This is a genomic window from Pseudomonas violetae (assembly GCF_023072615.1).
Classification (GTDB): domain Bacteria; phylum Pseudomonadota; class Gammaproteobacteria; order Pseudomonadales; family Pseudomonadaceae; genus Aquipseudomonas; species Aquipseudomonas violetae.
Window position 1 is genome coordinate 78,231 of record NZ_JAKNRW010000013.1, and the last position, 15,571, is coordinate 93,801.

Annotated in this window: 17 protein-coding genes; 7 read left to right on the forward strand and 10 right to left on the reverse strand. The window is 60.7% G+C overall.

The features are described 5' to 3' along the window. Nucleotides 1–32: 32 nt before the first annotated feature. Nucleotides 33–692, forward strand: a complete 660-nt coding sequence (locus L9059_RS16925) for a FadR/GntR family transcriptional regulator (RefSeq protein ID WP_247292121.1) — start codon at nt 33–35, stop codon at nt 690–692. Beyond that, nucleotides 682–1,989, forward strand: coding sequence for a CynX/NimT family MFS transporter (locus L9059_RS16930; RefSeq protein ID WP_247292122.1), 1,308 nt, complete (start codon nt 682–684; stop codon nt 1,987–1,989). The genes L9059_RS16925 and L9059_RS16930 overlap by 11 nt, the downstream gene beginning before the upstream one ends. Here L9059_RS16930 and L9059_RS16935 read toward each other — a convergent pair whose 3' ends face one another. The 7 genes from L9059_RS16935 to L9059_RS16965 form a co-directional block, all read right to left on the reverse strand. Then, complete coding sequence (locus tag L9059_RS16935; RefSeq protein ID WP_247292123.1) at nt 1,990–2,640, reverse strand: DUF1120 domain-containing protein; 651 nt, start codon at nt 2,638–2,640, stop codon at nt 1,990–1,992. Nucleotides 2,641–2,715: 75 nt separating this feature from the next. After that, on the reverse strand, nt 2,716–3,333 hold the full coding sequence (locus L9059_RS16940; RefSeq protein WP_247292124.1) for a DUF1120 domain-containing protein: 618 nt from the start codon (nt 3,331–3,333) through the stop codon (nt 2,716–2,718). Between the two features lie 84 nt (nt 3,334–3,417). Further along, nucleotides 3,418–4,551, reverse strand: a complete 1,134-nt coding sequence (locus L9059_RS16945; protein WP_247292125.1) for a DUF1120 domain-containing protein — start codon at nt 4,549–4,551, stop codon at nt 3,418–3,420. A gap of 10 nt (nt 4,552–4,561) precedes the next feature. Then, nucleotides 4,562–7,039 (reverse strand): fimbria/pilus outer membrane usher protein, encoded by a 2,478-nt coding sequence (locus tag L9059_RS16950; RefSeq protein ID WP_247292126.1) that lies wholly within the window; start codon nt 7,037–7,039, stop codon nt 4,562–4,564. Between the two features lie 137 nt (nt 7,040–7,176). Continuing rightward, nucleotides 7,177–7,893 (reverse strand): fimbria/pilus chaperone family protein, encoded by a 717-nt coding sequence (locus L9059_RS16955; RefSeq protein WP_247292127.1) that lies wholly within the window; start codon nt 7,891–7,893, stop codon nt 7,177–7,179. Nucleotides 7,894–7,917: 24 nt separating this feature from the next. Next, complete coding sequence (locus tag L9059_RS16960) at nt 7,918–8,538, reverse strand: DUF1120 domain-containing protein (protein ID WP_247292128.1); 621 nt, start codon at nt 8,536–8,538, stop codon at nt 7,918–7,920. A 65-nt stretch (nt 8,539–8,603) separates the two neighbouring features. Then, nucleotides 8,604–9,422 (reverse strand): DUF1120 domain-containing protein, encoded by an 819-nt coding sequence (locus L9059_RS16965; protein ID WP_247292129.1) that lies wholly within the window; start codon nt 9,420–9,422, stop codon nt 8,604–8,606. A gap of 151 nt (nt 9,423–9,573) precedes the next feature. Between L9059_RS16965 and L9059_RS16970 the strand changes: the two genes are divergently transcribed. The 4 genes from L9059_RS16970 to L9059_RS16985 all read left to right on the forward strand — a co-directional run bounded on the left by L9059_RS16970 (nt 9,574) and on the right by L9059_RS16985 (nt 12,162). Beyond that, entirely contained in the window at nt 9,574–10,206 is a 633-nt protein-coding gene (locus tag L9059_RS16970) for a response regulator (protein ID WP_247292130.1), read from the forward strand. A gap of 113 nt (nt 10,207–10,319) precedes the next feature. After that, the gene (locus L9059_RS16975; protein ID WP_247292131.1) at nt 10,320–10,790 is read left to right on the forward strand and encodes a nuclear transport factor 2 family protein; all 471 of its coding nucleotides are present in this window, start codon (nt 10,320–10,322) and stop codon (nt 10,788–10,790) included. A gap of 40 nt (nt 10,791–10,830) precedes the next feature. Continuing rightward, on the forward strand, nt 10,831–11,139 hold the full coding sequence (locus L9059_RS16980; protein ID WP_247292132.1) for a GIY-YIG nuclease family protein: 309 nt from the start codon (nt 10,831–10,833) through the stop codon (nt 11,137–11,139). A gap of 84 nt (nt 11,140–11,223) precedes the next feature. Next, nucleotides 11,224–12,162, forward strand: a complete 939-nt coding sequence (locus tag L9059_RS16985) for a glutathione S-transferase family protein (protein ID WP_247292133.1) — start codon at nt 11,224–11,226, stop codon at nt 12,160–12,162. An 80-nt stretch (nt 12,163–12,242) separates the two neighbouring features. Here L9059_RS16985 and L9059_RS16990 read toward each other — a convergent pair whose 3' ends face one another. Further along, a complete protein-coding gene (locus L9059_RS16990; RefSeq protein ID WP_247292134.1) occupies nt 12,243–12,593 on the reverse strand; it encodes a glutaredoxin family protein in 351 nt (116 codons plus the stop codon). Then, the gene (gene yejK / locus L9059_RS16995; RefSeq protein ID WP_247292135.1) at nt 12,593–13,597 is read right to left on the reverse strand and encodes a nucleoid-associated protein YejK; all 1,005 of its coding nucleotides are present in this window, start codon (nt 13,595–13,597) and stop codon (nt 12,593–12,595) included. The genes L9059_RS16990 and yejK overlap by 1 nt, the downstream gene beginning before the upstream one ends. 394 nt (nt 13,598–13,991) lie before the next feature. Here yejK and L9059_RS17000 point away from each other — a divergent pair, with 394 nt between their 5' ends. Next, nucleotides 13,992–14,273, forward strand: a complete 282-nt coding sequence (locus tag L9059_RS17000; protein WP_007905514.1) for an HU family DNA-binding protein — start codon at nt 13,992–13,994, stop codon at nt 14,271–14,273. Nucleotides 14,274–14,397: 124 nt separating this feature from the next. On the opposite strand, the gene rlmF is transcribed toward L9059_RS17000, so the two are convergent. Continuing rightward, complete coding sequence (rlmF, locus tag L9059_RS17005) at nt 14,398–15,420, reverse strand: 23S rRNA (adenine(1618)-N(6))-methyltransferase RlmF (RefSeq protein ID WP_247292136.1); 1,023 nt, start codon at nt 15,418–15,420, stop codon at nt 14,398–14,400. Nucleotides 15,421–15,571 lie beyond the last annotated feature (151 nt).

The following is a 15,571-nucleotide window of genomic DNA, read 5'->3' on the forward strand; positions in this document are numbered from 1 at the left end:
TCATCCTATGATTGGATGACAGGGCGAATCTTATGTCTGAAATCTCTCCATTAGTTAAACGCTCCTTGGTCGATCAGGCCCTGGACCAATTGCGCCTGCGCATCACCGAAGGCGTGTGGACCGTTGGCCAACGCCTGCCCACTGAGCCGGAGCTGTCCGCAGAGTTGGGCATCAGCCGCAATACTGTGCGCGAAGCCATGCGCGTATTGGCTTTTTCCGGATTGATTGAGATTCGCCAGGGCGACGGCAGTTACCTGCGCGCAGTGATCGATCCGCTGGATACCCTGAAAGCGCTGTCGCGCTGCTCCCATGAACAGGCGCGCGAAACCCGGCACATCCTTGAAGTCGAGGCCATTGGCCTGGCCGCCTTGCGCCGCACCGACGAGGATTTGGCGGCATTGCGCGAGGCGCTGGGCGTCAGCGGCAGTCACTACCATGGCGACCTCGACAGCTACATCGCCTGCGACCTAGTGTTTCACCGGCGCCTGGTCGATGCCGCACACAACCCCACGCTCAGCGAACTGTATCGCTACTTTTCCAGCGTCGTCGGCGCGCAACTGCGCCAGACGCTGAACATCACCCCACGGCGCCAGGAAGTGTTCGATCTGCATATCGAACTGCTGGACGCCGTCGAGCAACGAGACCCGGAACGGGCCAAAGCCCTGTCCAGGCAGTTGATCAATGAACCTTGAACACGAGAAAACCATGTCCAGCCGCAACAGCAACATCCCTGAAGCCAAACGCACGGCAGAGCTCGAAGAGCTGCTGATCGATGCCGAGGCCGATGACGACGAGGTGCAGAACAGCCACCCGATCCTGCGCCGGCCCTGGCTGCTGTTGCTGGGCCTGATCCTGGTCGCATTGAACCTGCGTCCGGCGCTGGCGAGCATGGCGCCGATGCTCAGTGAGGTGTCGAAAAGCCTCGGGCTATCGGCAGCCCAGGCGGGTTTACTGACCACCTTGCCGGTGCTGTGCCTCGGCTTGTTCGCACCGCTGGCGCCGATTCTGGCGCGACGTTTCGGCGCCGAGCGGGTGGTGCTGGGCATTCTGCTGACCCTGGCGGGCGGCATCATCCTGCGCAGTTCATTTGGCGAAATCGGCCTGTTTGCCGGCAGCGTCCTGGGCGGTGCAAGTATCGGCGTGATCGGCGTATTGCTGCCCGGTATCGTCAAGCGTGACTTCGCCAAACACGCCGGCACCATGACCGGCGTCTACACCATGGCCCTGTGCCTGGGCGCGGCGATGGCCGCCGGCGCCACCGTGCCGCTGAGCGAGCATTTCGACCAGAGCTGGGCCATCGGCCTGGGCTTCTGGGTTATTCCTGCGTTGATCGCGGCGCTGTTCTGGCTGCCGCAAGTCGGCCATAAACATGGCGCGCACAATGTCGCCTACCGGGTTCGCGGTTTGCTGCGCGACCCACTGGCCTGGCAAGTGACCTTGTACATGGGCCTGCAATCGTCCCTGGCCTACATCGTGTTCGGCTGGCTGCCTTCGATCCTGATTGGTCGCGGCCTGACGCCGACCCAGGCGGGGCTGGTGCTGTCCGGTTCGGTCATTGTGCAGTTGGCCAGTTCGTTGGCGGCGCCCTGGCTCGCCACCCGTGGCAAAGACCAACGCCTGGCCATCGTGATCGTCATGGCCTTGACCCTCGGCGGCCTGTTCGGCTGCCTGTATGCACCGATCGACGGCTTATGGGGCTGGGCGATTTTGCTTGGGTTGGGGCAGGGTGGTGCGTTCAGCCTGGCGCTGACCCTGATCGTGCTGCGCTCGCGAGACGCGCACGTGGCGGCGAACCTGTCGGGCATGGCCCAAGGCTTTGGCTACACCCTGGCATCCATGGGGCCATTGGCGGTGGGCATCGTGCATGACTGGACCGGCGGCTGGACGGCGGTCGGCTGGATTTTCGGCGTCATAGGCCTGGGCGCGATCATTGCCGGACTGGGTGCCGGGCGATCGTTGTACGTTGGGGCGGTCAGCGAGAGGGTCTGACTACAGGTACACCATATCCAGCGTCGCCGAGCCGTCGAGTTGGATGTCGGTGCTCAGGTCCAGCCCGGCGGTGGGCGCTATCACCGTTTCCAGGGTGACCTGGCTGGTCAGACGCTGGATGGCAATCGGCCCGGCGTTGCTCCCGGCCATGTCGGTGAACCCGAGGTAGCTTCTGGCGCCAATCGGAATGGAGCGGCTGTTCGATGCGCTCCACGCCTTGCCACCTGTGGTGGAGTCGGTGCGATAGACCTGTGACAGCTCGTCCACCACCGTGTGCGCAGGATCGAAATGCAGCGCGTACAGGCCGATCTTGTTGGCACTTTGATCGTGGTTCAGGCCGTAGTAGATCTCGCTGTTGACGGTCGCCGAGCCGTCGCGATTGTCGTGCATCAGCAGGGCAAAACGCGCGGGGGCGATGCACTGGATGGTCAGTTCCAGGGTCTGGTCGCGCAGTCGTGTGGGCCTGTCGGCGTTGAGGTCGTGGCGGGAGATTTTGCCGAAGTCGACCAGGCCGCTGTTGGACAGCAAGGGCGTGCAGGCGATAGGAGTGAGGGTGCCTTTGACGCTCAGGTCGGTGTTTGAGGCGGCGAGGGTGGCGGTTGGCAGTGCGAACAGCAGTACCGCGCAAAGGGTTGAACGATAAGTCTTCAACGACAGATTCCTTTCGGGTGGAGGGTTGAACCTCTCGCGAGTTACTGGGCGAGAGGTTCAGTGCAAGGCCGGGTATCAGTATTTGATTTCCAGCGTTGCCGAGCCGTTGATAGGCGCTTCAGCGGTCAGGTCCAGGGAGTCAGCCCTTGCTATGTAAGTACTGATTTGAAGATCTGCGAGCAGCTCCTTGATCGCTATCGGAGTGGTGGGATCAGCAGGGGAGCCGAATGCGTTAATCGTGGTGGGGCGCATGTAGCTGGTCTGAACCCAGGTGTCGCCATTGTTTCTGGAGTTCAGGACGGTTGCAGGCACGTTGTCGGCGATCGCGTTCCTGATGAAACCTTGGAAGCCGCCCAGCTTCTGATCGCCATTGATCTTGCCCAAGCCGAAGAGATCCCCGTCATGGCCGGTATTCGGTCTGTTATCGATCGGCTTCAACGTGTACAACGTCGCGGAGTCGCAAAGCACACGGAACTGCAACGTATGTCTGGCCAGGAGTGTTTCCGTGGTCTGTTTCAGGTCCTTGGCAGAAACCTTGCCGTGTTCGACGATCCCCCCATTGGACAGTTCTGGTACGCATGCCGCCGGCGTAATGAGGCCAGTGACTGTCAACTCAGTGGTCGAATTCGCCAGCGCATAAGGCGCAACGCCGATTAGCGCGGTGGCGGAGAGTATCGCGAGGTACTTTTTCATCGTTGTTTCTCACTTTTTGTGGTTGTTCCCGTCTCTTGCCGGTGGCCCAAATGCGCCCAGGCTTTGACGGGATCGGGTTGGGTGTTACAGGTAAATGATCTCGATCGTCCCTGCGCCATCGAGGTCGATGGCGCTGCTCAGATCGAGGTTGTTGGTCGGGGCGATGACGGCTTGCACCGTTACCCGAGTGCTGAGTGTCTGGATCAGCACCGGGCCGGCGTTGCTGCCGGCGCTGTCGGTAAACGCCAGGTAACTGGTCTTGCCGATGGGAATCGGGTTGGAGTTGCTGGAACTCCAGGCTTTGCCGCCGGTGGTGGAGTCGGTTCGATAGAGCCTGGGGTAACGGTCGGCGCTGGCGTCGTTGGGGTCGACGTTCAGCGAGTACAGGCCAATTTTGTTGTCGCGGCGGTCTTTGCCCAGGCCGTAGTAAATCTCGCTGTTCACGGTCGCCGAGCCCAGGCGGTTGTCGTGCATGACCAGGGCAAATGGCGTCGGCGCGTCGCAGCCAACGGTGAGGGTCAATGACTTGGGGGGCAGGCGAGTGCTTTTGTCGGCGCTCAGGTCGTTTTTTGTCAGCGTGCCGAAGTCGACCAGGCCGCCATTGGACAGCGTCGGCTCACAGGCCGCCGGGGCAAACCGGGCGCGCAGGGTTGCCTCGCGGGTGAGCCCCGGCGCGATGGCGTCGAATACCCCGGTGGTTTCCCAGGTGAGCGCGTCACGCAGCTGCATCCCTTGTTCCTGAACCCACGCAGTGACCTCAAGTTGCGCGGAAAAAGTGCGTCCTTGGGACGGCGCTCCCGCCTGCACCGCCACCACCCCGTGACCCGGACGCCAGGTGAGTGTCGAGGCGGTTTGCGTCGGCGGTTGTCCTGGTGCGGCAATCAAACCGATATCGACTGAATGACCGTCGAGCACCGCATCGCGGATGCGTATCTGATAGCTGCCGCGATCGGCAAAGTGGAAACGTTCGGCCGTCGCCGCCATGGCCCGGTAAAACAGGCTGACGTCGGTGGGCTGCGAGCAGCTCAGGTTGAGGCTCAGGTTACGCACCCCGAGGTTGCGCTCCGGGGCGCCGTCGGGTCGTATCGCCCGGTTCATCAGCCCGTAGTCGAGTACGGGCTGGCTCAAATTGAGCTGACACTCATCGGCCACGGCGAGCGACGTAAATGCGCAAGACACCAAGGGGGCGAGGATCAGCAGTAAGCGTGACAGGTTCATCAAGTCATCCTCAGAGTGCCCGGCACTGGGCGGGGGCCATTTCGTAATAGGCGTTGGGGTCGGCGTCCGCCGGCAGTTCGAAACTCAGCGCGCAACGTTCCAGCCCCGGTGCGGTGATCCACAGCGCGCGACGGTCGAGGGCGTTGGGCACAAATACCAGGCCGTTGTCCTGCACCAGGGTCACGAACTCGCCCTCTGCCGTCGTCACGGAGGCGCCGCGCGGTAGCGGTGCGCCGTTGGCCATCGTGGCCTTGAGCAGGACGCGGCGGGTCAGGCTGATGCCGAATTCGACGGTGTCGACAGCGCCGCGACCGGCCGAAATCACGGCCAGGCCGTTGTGGATATCGGCGTTGCGCGGCAGGGTTTTGGTGTCGACTTCCACCGGGCTGCGGCCGTAAGCCGCGACCTGCGGGATCACCGCCTGGCCTTGCCAGTCGGTCCATACCGGGCCGCTGGGCGTCGACACCTTGATGGCGCCCATATCGCCCAACGACAGCAGGGCGAAGGTGTCGCTCACCGGGTAAGGCGACAGGGTCATGCCACCACTGTGCAGCACCGCCGCACCACGGGCGCTCGCCTGATAACTGGAGCGGTCGGCGTCGGCGCGGGTGTAGTTGAAATCCAGCTGGGTGTAGCGTGGCAGCAGTGAAACGCCGACCGTGGACTGCACTTGTTTGTCACGGGTGTCGTGCTCGACGCCGACCCGGTAACCGAACTGATCGTTGACCCGCTCACTCAAGCCCACGCCACTGCGGTATTCGCCGTCGGAACTGCGCACCCAGGTGCGCGCCCGGCGGTTCTCACCCAAGGGAATACTGAGGTTCAGGTAGACACTGTCGTCACTGCGGTTGGCGCCGCTGAGCTGCCATTCGGCGGTCGCCGATACCGATACGCCAGCGATGCTGGTGCCCCAGGAGGTGATGGCACGGCTGCTGCTTTGGCCGTCGAAGGAACTGGAGCGGCTGAAACCGCTGCTGAAGGCTCCGAGCCACGGGTGCGACCAGGACAAGCCCGCGCTCTGCTGATCGCGATACCCGGACTTGCTGTTGTCGCCGGTGTGGGCGAAAACCGCATCTTCCAGCTCACGGTAACCAAGGGTGCGATAGGAACTGCCGGCGTTGAGTGCCCACTGGTCATTCAAACGGTGCGACACGCTGAGGTCCGCCTGCAGTCCCTGGCTGGCTTGTCTGCCACTGGCGTCAGCGCCGGTCAGCGTGGCCTGAACCTGGGTGAACGGCGAGGGCAGCAGGCCGACACTGGCCCCTGCCGCACGATAATCGGCGGCGCCGGTCAGGCCGCCGCTCAACAACACTTGCGGGGTGAGCGCGCCGCTCCAGCCGCCGCTGATCACCCAGGGATCGCTGCCCTCGGTGCCACTCACACTGCGCACCTGACCGGCCGCCAGCGAGTAACCCGGTGCGGGCAGGCCGATGCCGAGCATGGCCGCAGGCACGGTGAAACGGCGCTCGCTGCCGTCGGCCTCTTTGACCGTGACTTCCACGTCAGAACGGGTGTTCAGGCGGCGCACGTTGTTGAGTGCAAAAGGACCGGCCGGCACCACCGTGGAATGGATCAGCGAACCGTTCTGGCGCACTTCCACCTGGGCCTGACTGTTGGCGATCCCTTCGATCACGGCGCCCTGGGATTCAACCTGCAAGGCCTGTTCGTTGAGCACTTGCAGGCCGGTGATCTGCGCGCCGGCCAGCACCGGGTTGTAGAGGTTGATCTGGCCCGCCTGCAGGACCATTTCCTGGCTGGCGAAGGTGCGTTGGGCGTAGGCCGCGATATGCGTAGTACGGGAAACATCGTCTTGCCAGGTTTGCACCTGGCGACTGCGCACGATCCAGTCCCCGGCATTAAATCCGAGTTCAGTATTGGCTGACGCGTAGCGACTCGACTGGTCGCCGTACTGGCTCTGCGAGCCGGTAATGTCGTAGTTGATCAGGCCGGCAATGCCGCCGGTTTGATACCCGGAAAAGTCCCGGGCAGCCGGACGAATCGCGTCGGTGGGCACGATCAGCGACAGGGCGAGGTTCGCCGGATCCGTTTCGATGATGGTTTGCGGCGACGTGCCAAGAAAGTCGTGACAGCGACCATCGTCCAGAAACGCTGCGGGCACGTTCAGGTTGGCGGCATCTAGCAGGACGCGATCGAAACACAGTGCCCCTGCGTCATTGAAGGCAACGTCGACCCGGCCCTGCCGCTGGCCGTTGACGGTGAGCGTAACGGGGTGCCTGCCCGCCGTGAACTGCGGCGCCTGCATCAGCAATGTCGCCAACGCCGGATCGATGCCGCGCTGCAGCAACGTGTCCTTGTCGAACGACACCGCCAGCGATTCAGCGCCTTGCGCATCGAGCGCCACCGGTACCATCAGCGCTTGAGTCAACAATAGCGCCACCCGCGCGTACCATCGCAACACGTGCGCACGAGCGCTGGCACGAATCGCGGGCATGGCTTCGCCATCACGGTAATTCAATACGGTGTTCATCGGGCTCACTTGGGTTAATCCGGCGTGCCGGCCTGCTGTACCAGGGCCTCAATCACGCTCGTGGCGAAGGACTGGACCATCGCCTTTGTACGAAGGCGCTCGCGGTTCCTTTGCGGCGCTGTGGGATGACGATGGGTTCAGGATTTGACGGGCGCCTCGTAATGCGGCACCGCAAAGCCGTAGACGGTCGCCGGTTGAAAGCGCACTTGGGTCGCGCTGCCGTCAGGCGCCTTGATACTGATATGTTCGCCAGGCAGTAGATAGGTTTTGGGCAGCATGGCGTTGCCTGCCGACGGCAGCAATTGCACTTCCTGGCCCATTCGGACCACATACGGCGTGTCATTGCGCACGGTCAGTTGCCCGTCTTTGAGCGACCATTGCAGGTCGGTCCACGGCGTTCGATTGGGGGCCAAACCCTTGGGGTGCAGAATCACCGGCAAGTTCTGGCGCACCGTCACGCCCACTCGGGCTTGCCCGGCTTCGGCGGCGGGTTTGCCCTGGGGGATGCCTTCGAAGATCACCCGTTTCAAACGCTGGGTGAGCAAGGGCTTCTCCGACTGGAGAATGAAGCGCACCAGTTGCGCCTCGCCCGCTTCGACCCGCGCCAGTGGTGGCGTGATGATCAGCAGGGACTCGTTGTCCTCGGCGATATTTTCCAGGGTGACGTGCAGCAGTGCGAGGTTGGCATCCGTGTTGGTCACGGACACCGACGCTTCACCGTCAGCCTCGTTGACGATCACCACGGAAGTATCGGGCACCATGCCGTCGGCCTGGACTTGTGCGCTCAGCAAAAGGGCGAGCGCGCCGATGCTCGACTGCAGCAAACGGCTGGGAAATCCTGAAAACATCTGCATGACGTTTCTCGTGTGAGTGGCTATTCAGTAATTGAGTTGCACGGTGACGTGACCGTCGATGGGGACTTCGTCGGTCAGCGTCAGGTCGTTTGCGCGCACTATGGTGGTAAACGCGGTGAGCCGCGCGGTCAGTTTTTTGATGGCGATCGGGGTGCTCAAGTCGTTCAACGCTGCAAAGGCGGTGAGGCCGGCATGTCCCAGGTAGGAAGACACTCGCCAGCTGGCGCCGTCGTTGAGCGAGATGATGGTCTTCACCGCCTCCCCATCGGCAACGGTGTCGAACAGACCCAGCGCCACGCTGCCCAGGTTCTGGTCCTCGTTGATGACACCCAGCCCGTGACTGTTGGGGTGGATGGCGGAAGAGCCTGGGCGGTTATCGATCGTCGTCAGGGTGAATGGCGTGGCGGCCTCGCAAATCACCTCCAGGTACAGCGTGCCGTTTTCCAGGGCAGTGGGCTGGTCCGGTTTGAGGTCCTTGACCGTCAGTTTGCCGTGGTGGACGGTGCCGCCATCGGACAGGCTGGGTGTGCAGGCGCTGGGGGTGATCATGCCGGTGACACTGAGCTGGGTGCTGCTGACCGCCAGCGCTGCAGGGGCGCCCAGAATCAGCAGCGGGGCCAATAGAGCGATTGAACATCTGTCCATGACGGGTCGTCCTTGGAGTGAGCGGGCAGTGCCTGTGGCAGGCGCTGCCCGATGGATATGGAGATTTACAGGTATTTCACTTCGAGGGTTGCAGCGCCGTCGATTGACTCCTCGTCGGTCAGGGTCAGGCCGTCAGCACGGGCAATAAACGCATTTATTTCCATGTCCATTACCAACGTTTTGATCAGCACCGGAGCCCAGTCGCCGCTGGCGTTGTTGCCCGCGGAGGCCCAGCTGCCAGGATCTATCGGGATGCCCTCGGTGCGTTTCCACGTTTTGCCCTCATCGAACGAAACCAGGGCGTTGCTCGGGCCACTTTCGGTAATGGCGCGGGAGTAAGCAACTGTGAAACCGCCGAGTTTTTCGCCTGCGTCGGTCTTGCCCAGGCCGTACACCTCAGGGGCGAACGCGGAATAGGCGCGATTGTCTATGAGGTTTAGTGCAAACGTTGTAGGACCGTCACACCCCACACTCACTTGCATATATTTCATGCCCAGATGGGTTGTGCTGGTTTGCTTGAGATCGCTGACGGAGCGTTTGCCGAAATCGACGGTTCCATTATCGGAAAGACTTGGGAGGCAAGCTGCTGGAGTGATTTTGCCCGTCACCGTCAGGTCAGTGCTGGATGCCGCAAACGCCGACGATGCGCCGGTCAACAGTAGTGCAGCGGTCAGAAGGGATATACGAGTGTTCATGTGGAACGCTACCTCAACGAATGATTGATGGGCTTTGCCCCGTGGGGGTGGGCGCAATTTATCGATGGGGGTAGCCGGGTGAAATGCAACTAATACGAAAAACAGCTGAGAAAATGGATGAAAAAGAGCTTTCGTCGTTAATTCGGCATTGTCTGTAGTCCTTTTTCCTGTCGGGTGTAGGTCATTCACGTAGGAGATTTTTTTCTTTTTTGTAGGAGAAAAGTAAGAGCCCTGAAAGTGTTGAATATCGCGGGTTTGTGTGGAATTTGAGGTCTTGTAGTGGCGCTATGACAGCGCTATTTTTTGCTCATTCCAGCCATCACCCAGGATAAATCCTACAATGCGTGTAATCATCGCTGACGACCATCCTGTCGTTCGCATCGGGTTGCGGATGCTCGTGAATCTGAACCGACATTGCGAGGTCGTCGGCGAAGCCGATGGCCCCGACAGCCTGCTCGACCTGCTAGCCACTACTCCCTGTGATGTGCTGATCACGGACTTTTCCATGCCGGGAAACTCCCAGGCAGACGGGCTGAAGATGTTGAGTCAAGTGCGGCGTACCTACCCCAAAATGCAGATCATTCTGGTGACCATGTTCGCCAACGTGACGACACTCAGGGCCGTCTTTGCACAAGGGGTCCTGGGAATCGTTGCCAAAGGCGCATCGGCGCAGGAACTGCCCCTGGCGATTAAATCGGTGGCCGACGGGCGACGGTTTATCAGCGAGTCATTGCGTTTGACGCTGCTTCAGGTCGACCCCCGCACTCAGGCCAATCCCCCGGCGTTATCGGCAAAGGAATATGAGGTCGTGAGAATGCTTGCCAGCGGCATGACCGTCAGTGAGATTGCCAACCAATTCAAGCGCAGCGTCTCCACCATCAGCAGGCAGAAGATCATGGCCATGCAGCGGCTGGGCATTTCCAACGATGTGGAGCTGTTTGTCTATGCCCGTGAAAGTGGCATGGTGCATTAGGTTCAGGCATGCCCGAGGACATTCCCGATACTGATGCCGGTAGTGGTCCGCGCTGTTGTTGACTATGGTGCAGTCCATCTTGCAAAACCAATTGTTACCCAGGGAGCCTGAAAATGAGTGATGCCCATCAAGCATTGATTACCCGGTTTTACCAAGCCTTCCAGCGGCTGGATGCCGAGGCCATGAGCGCCTGCTACACCGATGATGTGGTGTTCAGTGACCCGGCCTTCGGCGAACTGCGCGGGCGCGACGCGGGTGACATGTGGCGCATGCTCACCACTCGCGCCAGGGACTTTTCCCTGACGTTCGACGACGTCCGCGCCGACGAGCACTCCGGCAGTGCGCATTGGGTGGCGACGTACCTGTTCAGCCAGACTGGAAATACCGTGGTGAACGACATCCAGGCAAGGTTCGTGTTCCGCAATGGCAAAATCTGCGAGCATCACGACAGCTTTGATCTGTGGTCCTGGTCGCGCCAGGCGCTGGGTCTCAAGGGCCTGCTGCTGGGCTGGACGCCATTGGTGAGGAACGCCGTACGCGCCCAGGCCTTGAAAGGGCTGAAGGCATTTCAGGCGGGTCGCTGATACCATCGCTACTTGTTTTCTTCCAAGCCCTGATCGTCCCGTGAACACTCCAAGTGATTCTTGCGTTATTGCCACCGAACCGACACTGGTCAGCAAGCCCTGGTTCGTCTACCTCGTTCGCGCGGCAAATGGTTCGCTGTATTGCGGGATCAGCGACGATCCCGTGCGCCGCTTCGCCGCTCACCAGCGTGGCAAAGGTGCGCGCTTCTTCCTCTCAAGCCCGGCCGTGGCCCTGGTCTACACCGAAGCCTGTTGCGACAGGAGCGAAGCGTTGCGTCAGGAGCGGCTGATCAAGAAGCTCAGGAAAAGCGCCAAGGAGTGCCTGGTCGCGAGCTATCAATCTGGCTGATACGTTCCCATCAGGCAGACCGGTAGGCTGCCTGCGGATTGCACGCTAAGCTGCGGACTCCTTATTCGCGTGGCGGAGCCGAGCATGTCCGAGTTAATTCTGCATCATTACCCGACGTCCCCTTTCGCCGAAAAGGCCCGCCTGTTATTGGGTTTCAAGGGACTGTCCTGGCGGTCGGTGAAAATTTCACCGGTGATGCCAAAACCTGATCTGACCGCCTTGACCGGCGGCTATCGCAAGACACCGGTGTTGCAGATCGGCGCTGACATCTACTGCGACACAGCGTTGATTGCCCGGCGTCTGGAGCAGGAAAAAGCCTTGCCGGCGTTCTTCCCGCAAGGTCAGGAAATGATCGCTGCGTCGTTCGCCGCCTGGGCGGACTCCGTGGTGTTCCAGCATGCCGTGAGCCTGGTGTTCCAGCCGGAATCGGTCGCCGTGCGCTTCGCCAGCCTGCCGCCGGAAGCCATCAAGGCCTTCCTGGCAGATCGCGCCGGGCTGTTCAGTGGCGGCAGCGCCACCCGGTTGTCTGCCGAGCAAGCCAGGCATCAGTGGTCGACGATCATGGCGCGACTCGAGCAGCAACTACAGCGCGAGGAGGGTGATTTCCTCTTTGGCGAGCCGTCGATTGCCGATTTCGCCTTGGCGCATCCCATGTGGTTTCTCAAGGCGACGCCGGTCACTTCACCGCTGGTCGATACCTACCCGGCAGTGTCCGCCTGGTTGGGCCGCGTGTTGGGCTTTGGCCATGGGGCGGCGAGCGAGATGACTGCAGAAGAAGCGCTTGAGGTGGCACGAAACGCTACACCGGCTGTGTTGCCGCAGGAGCAGTTCGAAGAGCCTAACGGATTTGAGGCAGGTCAACAGGTAGTGATCGCGGCGACGGATTACGGGGTTGATCCGGTGGCGGGTGAGCTGCTGTTTGCCGGGAGTGAAGAGCTGATTCTGCGTCGCGAGGATGAGCGCTGCGGGGTGGTGCATGTGCACTTTCCGCGATTCGGGTTTCATATCCAAAGAACCCAGTAAATCAACAGATCGCAGCCTGCGTCAGCTCCTACATTAAAGGTGTGTGCACCTGCAGGAGCTGCCGAAGGCTGCGATCTTGTTTATTTCAGGGCCGCAAGTATTGCATCCGGGTCATACCCGCGAATCAGCGTCCCGTTCACATCAAGGATCGGGATGCCGCCACCACCGAGCGCCTCATAGGCCTTGCGCGCCTCGGTATCCTTCTCGATGTCGAACTCCCGATACGGAATACCTTTCTGATCAAGACACCGCCGGGTCACCTTGCAGTAGCCACACCACTGCGTGGCGTAGAGCACCACATTGGCCTTGGCCTGGGTCTGCTCCGACACCACCTGGGACGGATTGAACACCCGCTCGATCTTGCCCCAGTTCTGATAGACCACAACCACCAGCACAATGAGCAGGCATTTCTTCAATACGCCCTGGAGCATCAGTTGCGACGCTTTAGCTGATCGGTGAGCTGGGTTGGCAGGCCCTTGATGATCAAGGTGCCGGCTTCTTCGTCATACTCGATCTTCGAGCCCAGCAGGTGCGCTTCAAAGCTGATGGAGAGACCCTCGGCACGGCCCGTGAAACGACGGAATTGATTCAAGGTGCGTTTGTCTGCAGGAATCTCCGGAGACAGGCCGTAGTCCTTGTTGCGGATGTGATCATAGAACGCCTTTGGACGTTCTTCATCAATCAACTCGGACAGCTCCTCCAGGCCCATGGGCTCACCCATCTTGGCCTGGCTGCTGGCGTAGTCCACCAACGTCTTGGTCTTCTCCCGGGCAGACTCTTCCGGCAGGTCTTCGCTTTCGACGAAATCGCTGAAGGCCTTGAGCAGTGTGCGGGTTTCACCGGGGCCGTCGACGCCTTCCTGACAGCCGATGAAGTCGCGAAAATACTCCGAGACCTTCTTCCCGTTCTTGCCTTTGATGAACGAAATGTACTGCTTTGACTGCTTGTTGTTCTGCCACTCCGACACGTTGATCCGTGCCGCGAGGTGCAACTGACCCAGGTCCAGGTGTCGGGACGGTGTCACATCCAGCTGCTCGGTCACGGCGACGCCTTCGCTGTGGTGCAGCAAGGCGATGGCCAGGTAGTCGGTCATGCCTTGCTGATAGTGCGCAAACAGCACGTGACCACCCACCGAGAGGTTGGATTCCTCCATCAGCTTCTGTAGGTGCTCCACCGCCACCCGGCTGAATGCCGTGAAGTCCTTGCCGCCTTCGAGGTACTCCTTCAGCCAACCACTGAATGGATGCGCTCCGGACTCGGCATGGAACAAACCCCAAGCCTTGCCTTGCTTGGCGTTATAGCTCTCGTTGAGGTCGGCGAGCATGTTCTCGATGGCGCTCGACTCAGGCAGTTCTTCGCTGCGGGCGTGCAGAACTGCAGGCGTGCCGTCGGGTTTTTTGTCGATCAGGTGGACAATGCAATGGCGGATCGGCATGGGCTTCTCGGCTGATTGTAGAGAGGAGGGCGCGCTCCCCGAAAAAGCGCCCAGTGTACCGCAACCATTGGTTTTGGCGCGGGGTGAAGGGCAATTCCGGGGGGCGCACTGCTGCTTGTGCTGTTTTTTAACGATTTAGAGCAATAAAGCTGACCAAATGGGTAGCTAGAGGCGGATATTTCCCCGTCTCTGTGCTAGTTTTGCCCGGTCTTGCGCGAAGTCACTGCGTTAAGCGTGCATTCAGCATTTGTCAGGTCGAACCAAACCCTGATTTCGGTATCTATAACCCCGATCCAGTGGTTATTGGCCGAGGGTGCCAGATCCAGAAGATCGGGCTCGATGGCTGACACTGCACTCTGCAATCCATATGAATTTGATAGGGAAGGAACACTACATGGCTCTTACTAAAGACCAACTGATCGCCGACATCGCTGAAGCTATCGACGCGCCAAAAACCACCGCGCGTAACGCTCTGGACCAACTGGGCCAAATCGTTGCTGATCAGCTGGAAAACGGCGGCGAAATCACTCTGCCTGGTATCGGCAAACTGAAAGTGACTGAGCGTCCTGCCCGTACCGGCCGCAACCCTTCGACTGGCGCTGCCATCGAAATCGCTGCCAAGAAAGTTATCAAGCTGGTTGTGGCCAAAGGCCTGACCGACGCTGTTAACAAGTAAGACGTGTAAAAAAACCGTGCTCCGGAGCGATCCGGGCACGGTTTTTTTGTGCCTTGAATTCTTCAAGACACCAAAGATCATTGTGGGAGCGGGCAAGCCCGCTCCCACAGGGATTTTTGGTTACTCAGCTTTTACGCGCCCAACGTTGGCGCCACACCTGCTGTTCGCTCTTGGTCTGGAAGGTCCAGGCGACAAAACGGCTTTTCTTCTGGCCCTGGGACATTTCCACGACCTGGCTTTCCAGCACACCGGCCTTTTTCAGCGCGATTTCGATGGCGGGCAAGTTCGACGCCTTGGACACCAGGGTGCTGAACCACAGTACCTTGTGCTGGAAGTGCGCGCTCTCGGCAATCAGCTGAGTCACGAAGCGGGCTTCGCCGCCCTCGCACCACAGTTCTGCCGACTGGCCACCAAAGTTCAGCACCGGTAGCTTGCGTTTCGGGTCGGCGCGGCCCAGTGCGCGCCATTTACGCTCGCTGCCTTTGGTGGCTTCGTCCATCGACGCGTGGAAAGGCGGGTTGCACATGGTCAGGTCGAAGCGTTCGCCGGGTTCCAGCAAACCCAGCAGAATGTGCTTGGGATTGGTTTGCTGGCGCAACTGAATGGCCTTGTTCAGCCCGTTGGACTGGACGATGGCCTTGGCGGCGGCGACGGCGGTCGGGTCGATTTCCGAGCCGAGGAAGTGCCAGCGGTAGTCGCTGTAGCCGATCAACGGGTAGACACAGTTGGCGCCCATGCCGATGTCGAGCACCTTGACCGGCGCGCCGCGCGGGATTTCACCGTCGTTGACGCTGGCCAGCAGGTCGGCCAGGAAGTGCACATAGTCGGCACGCCCTGGAACCGGCGGGCACAGGTAATCCGCCGGGATATCCCAGTGGGCCACTCCGTAGAACGACTTGAGCAGCGCGCGGTTGAACACCCGCACCGCGTCCGGGCTGGCGAAGTCGATACTTTCCTTGCCGTACGGGTTGATGATCACGAACTTCGCCAGTTCCGGCGTGGTTTTGATCAGCGCCGGGAAGTCATAGCGACCCTGGTGGCGGTTGCGCGGGTGCAGGCTGGCCTTCTCGCGAGGCTCGACCGCTTTGGCCGGGGTCGCGGATTCGGGCTTCTTGCGCGCAGGTCTTGGTGTGCGGGGGGCGTTCATGGGCGTGATCGATTCGGGTATGGCTGAAAGTGACGGGTATTGTCCCACATCCAGACATTTTGAACCCAATTGTGAAGATCAGTTCGAATCCCTATGGGAGCGGGCTTGCCCGCGATGGCGATCTGTCAGTCACCTCAATGTTGAATTCGAT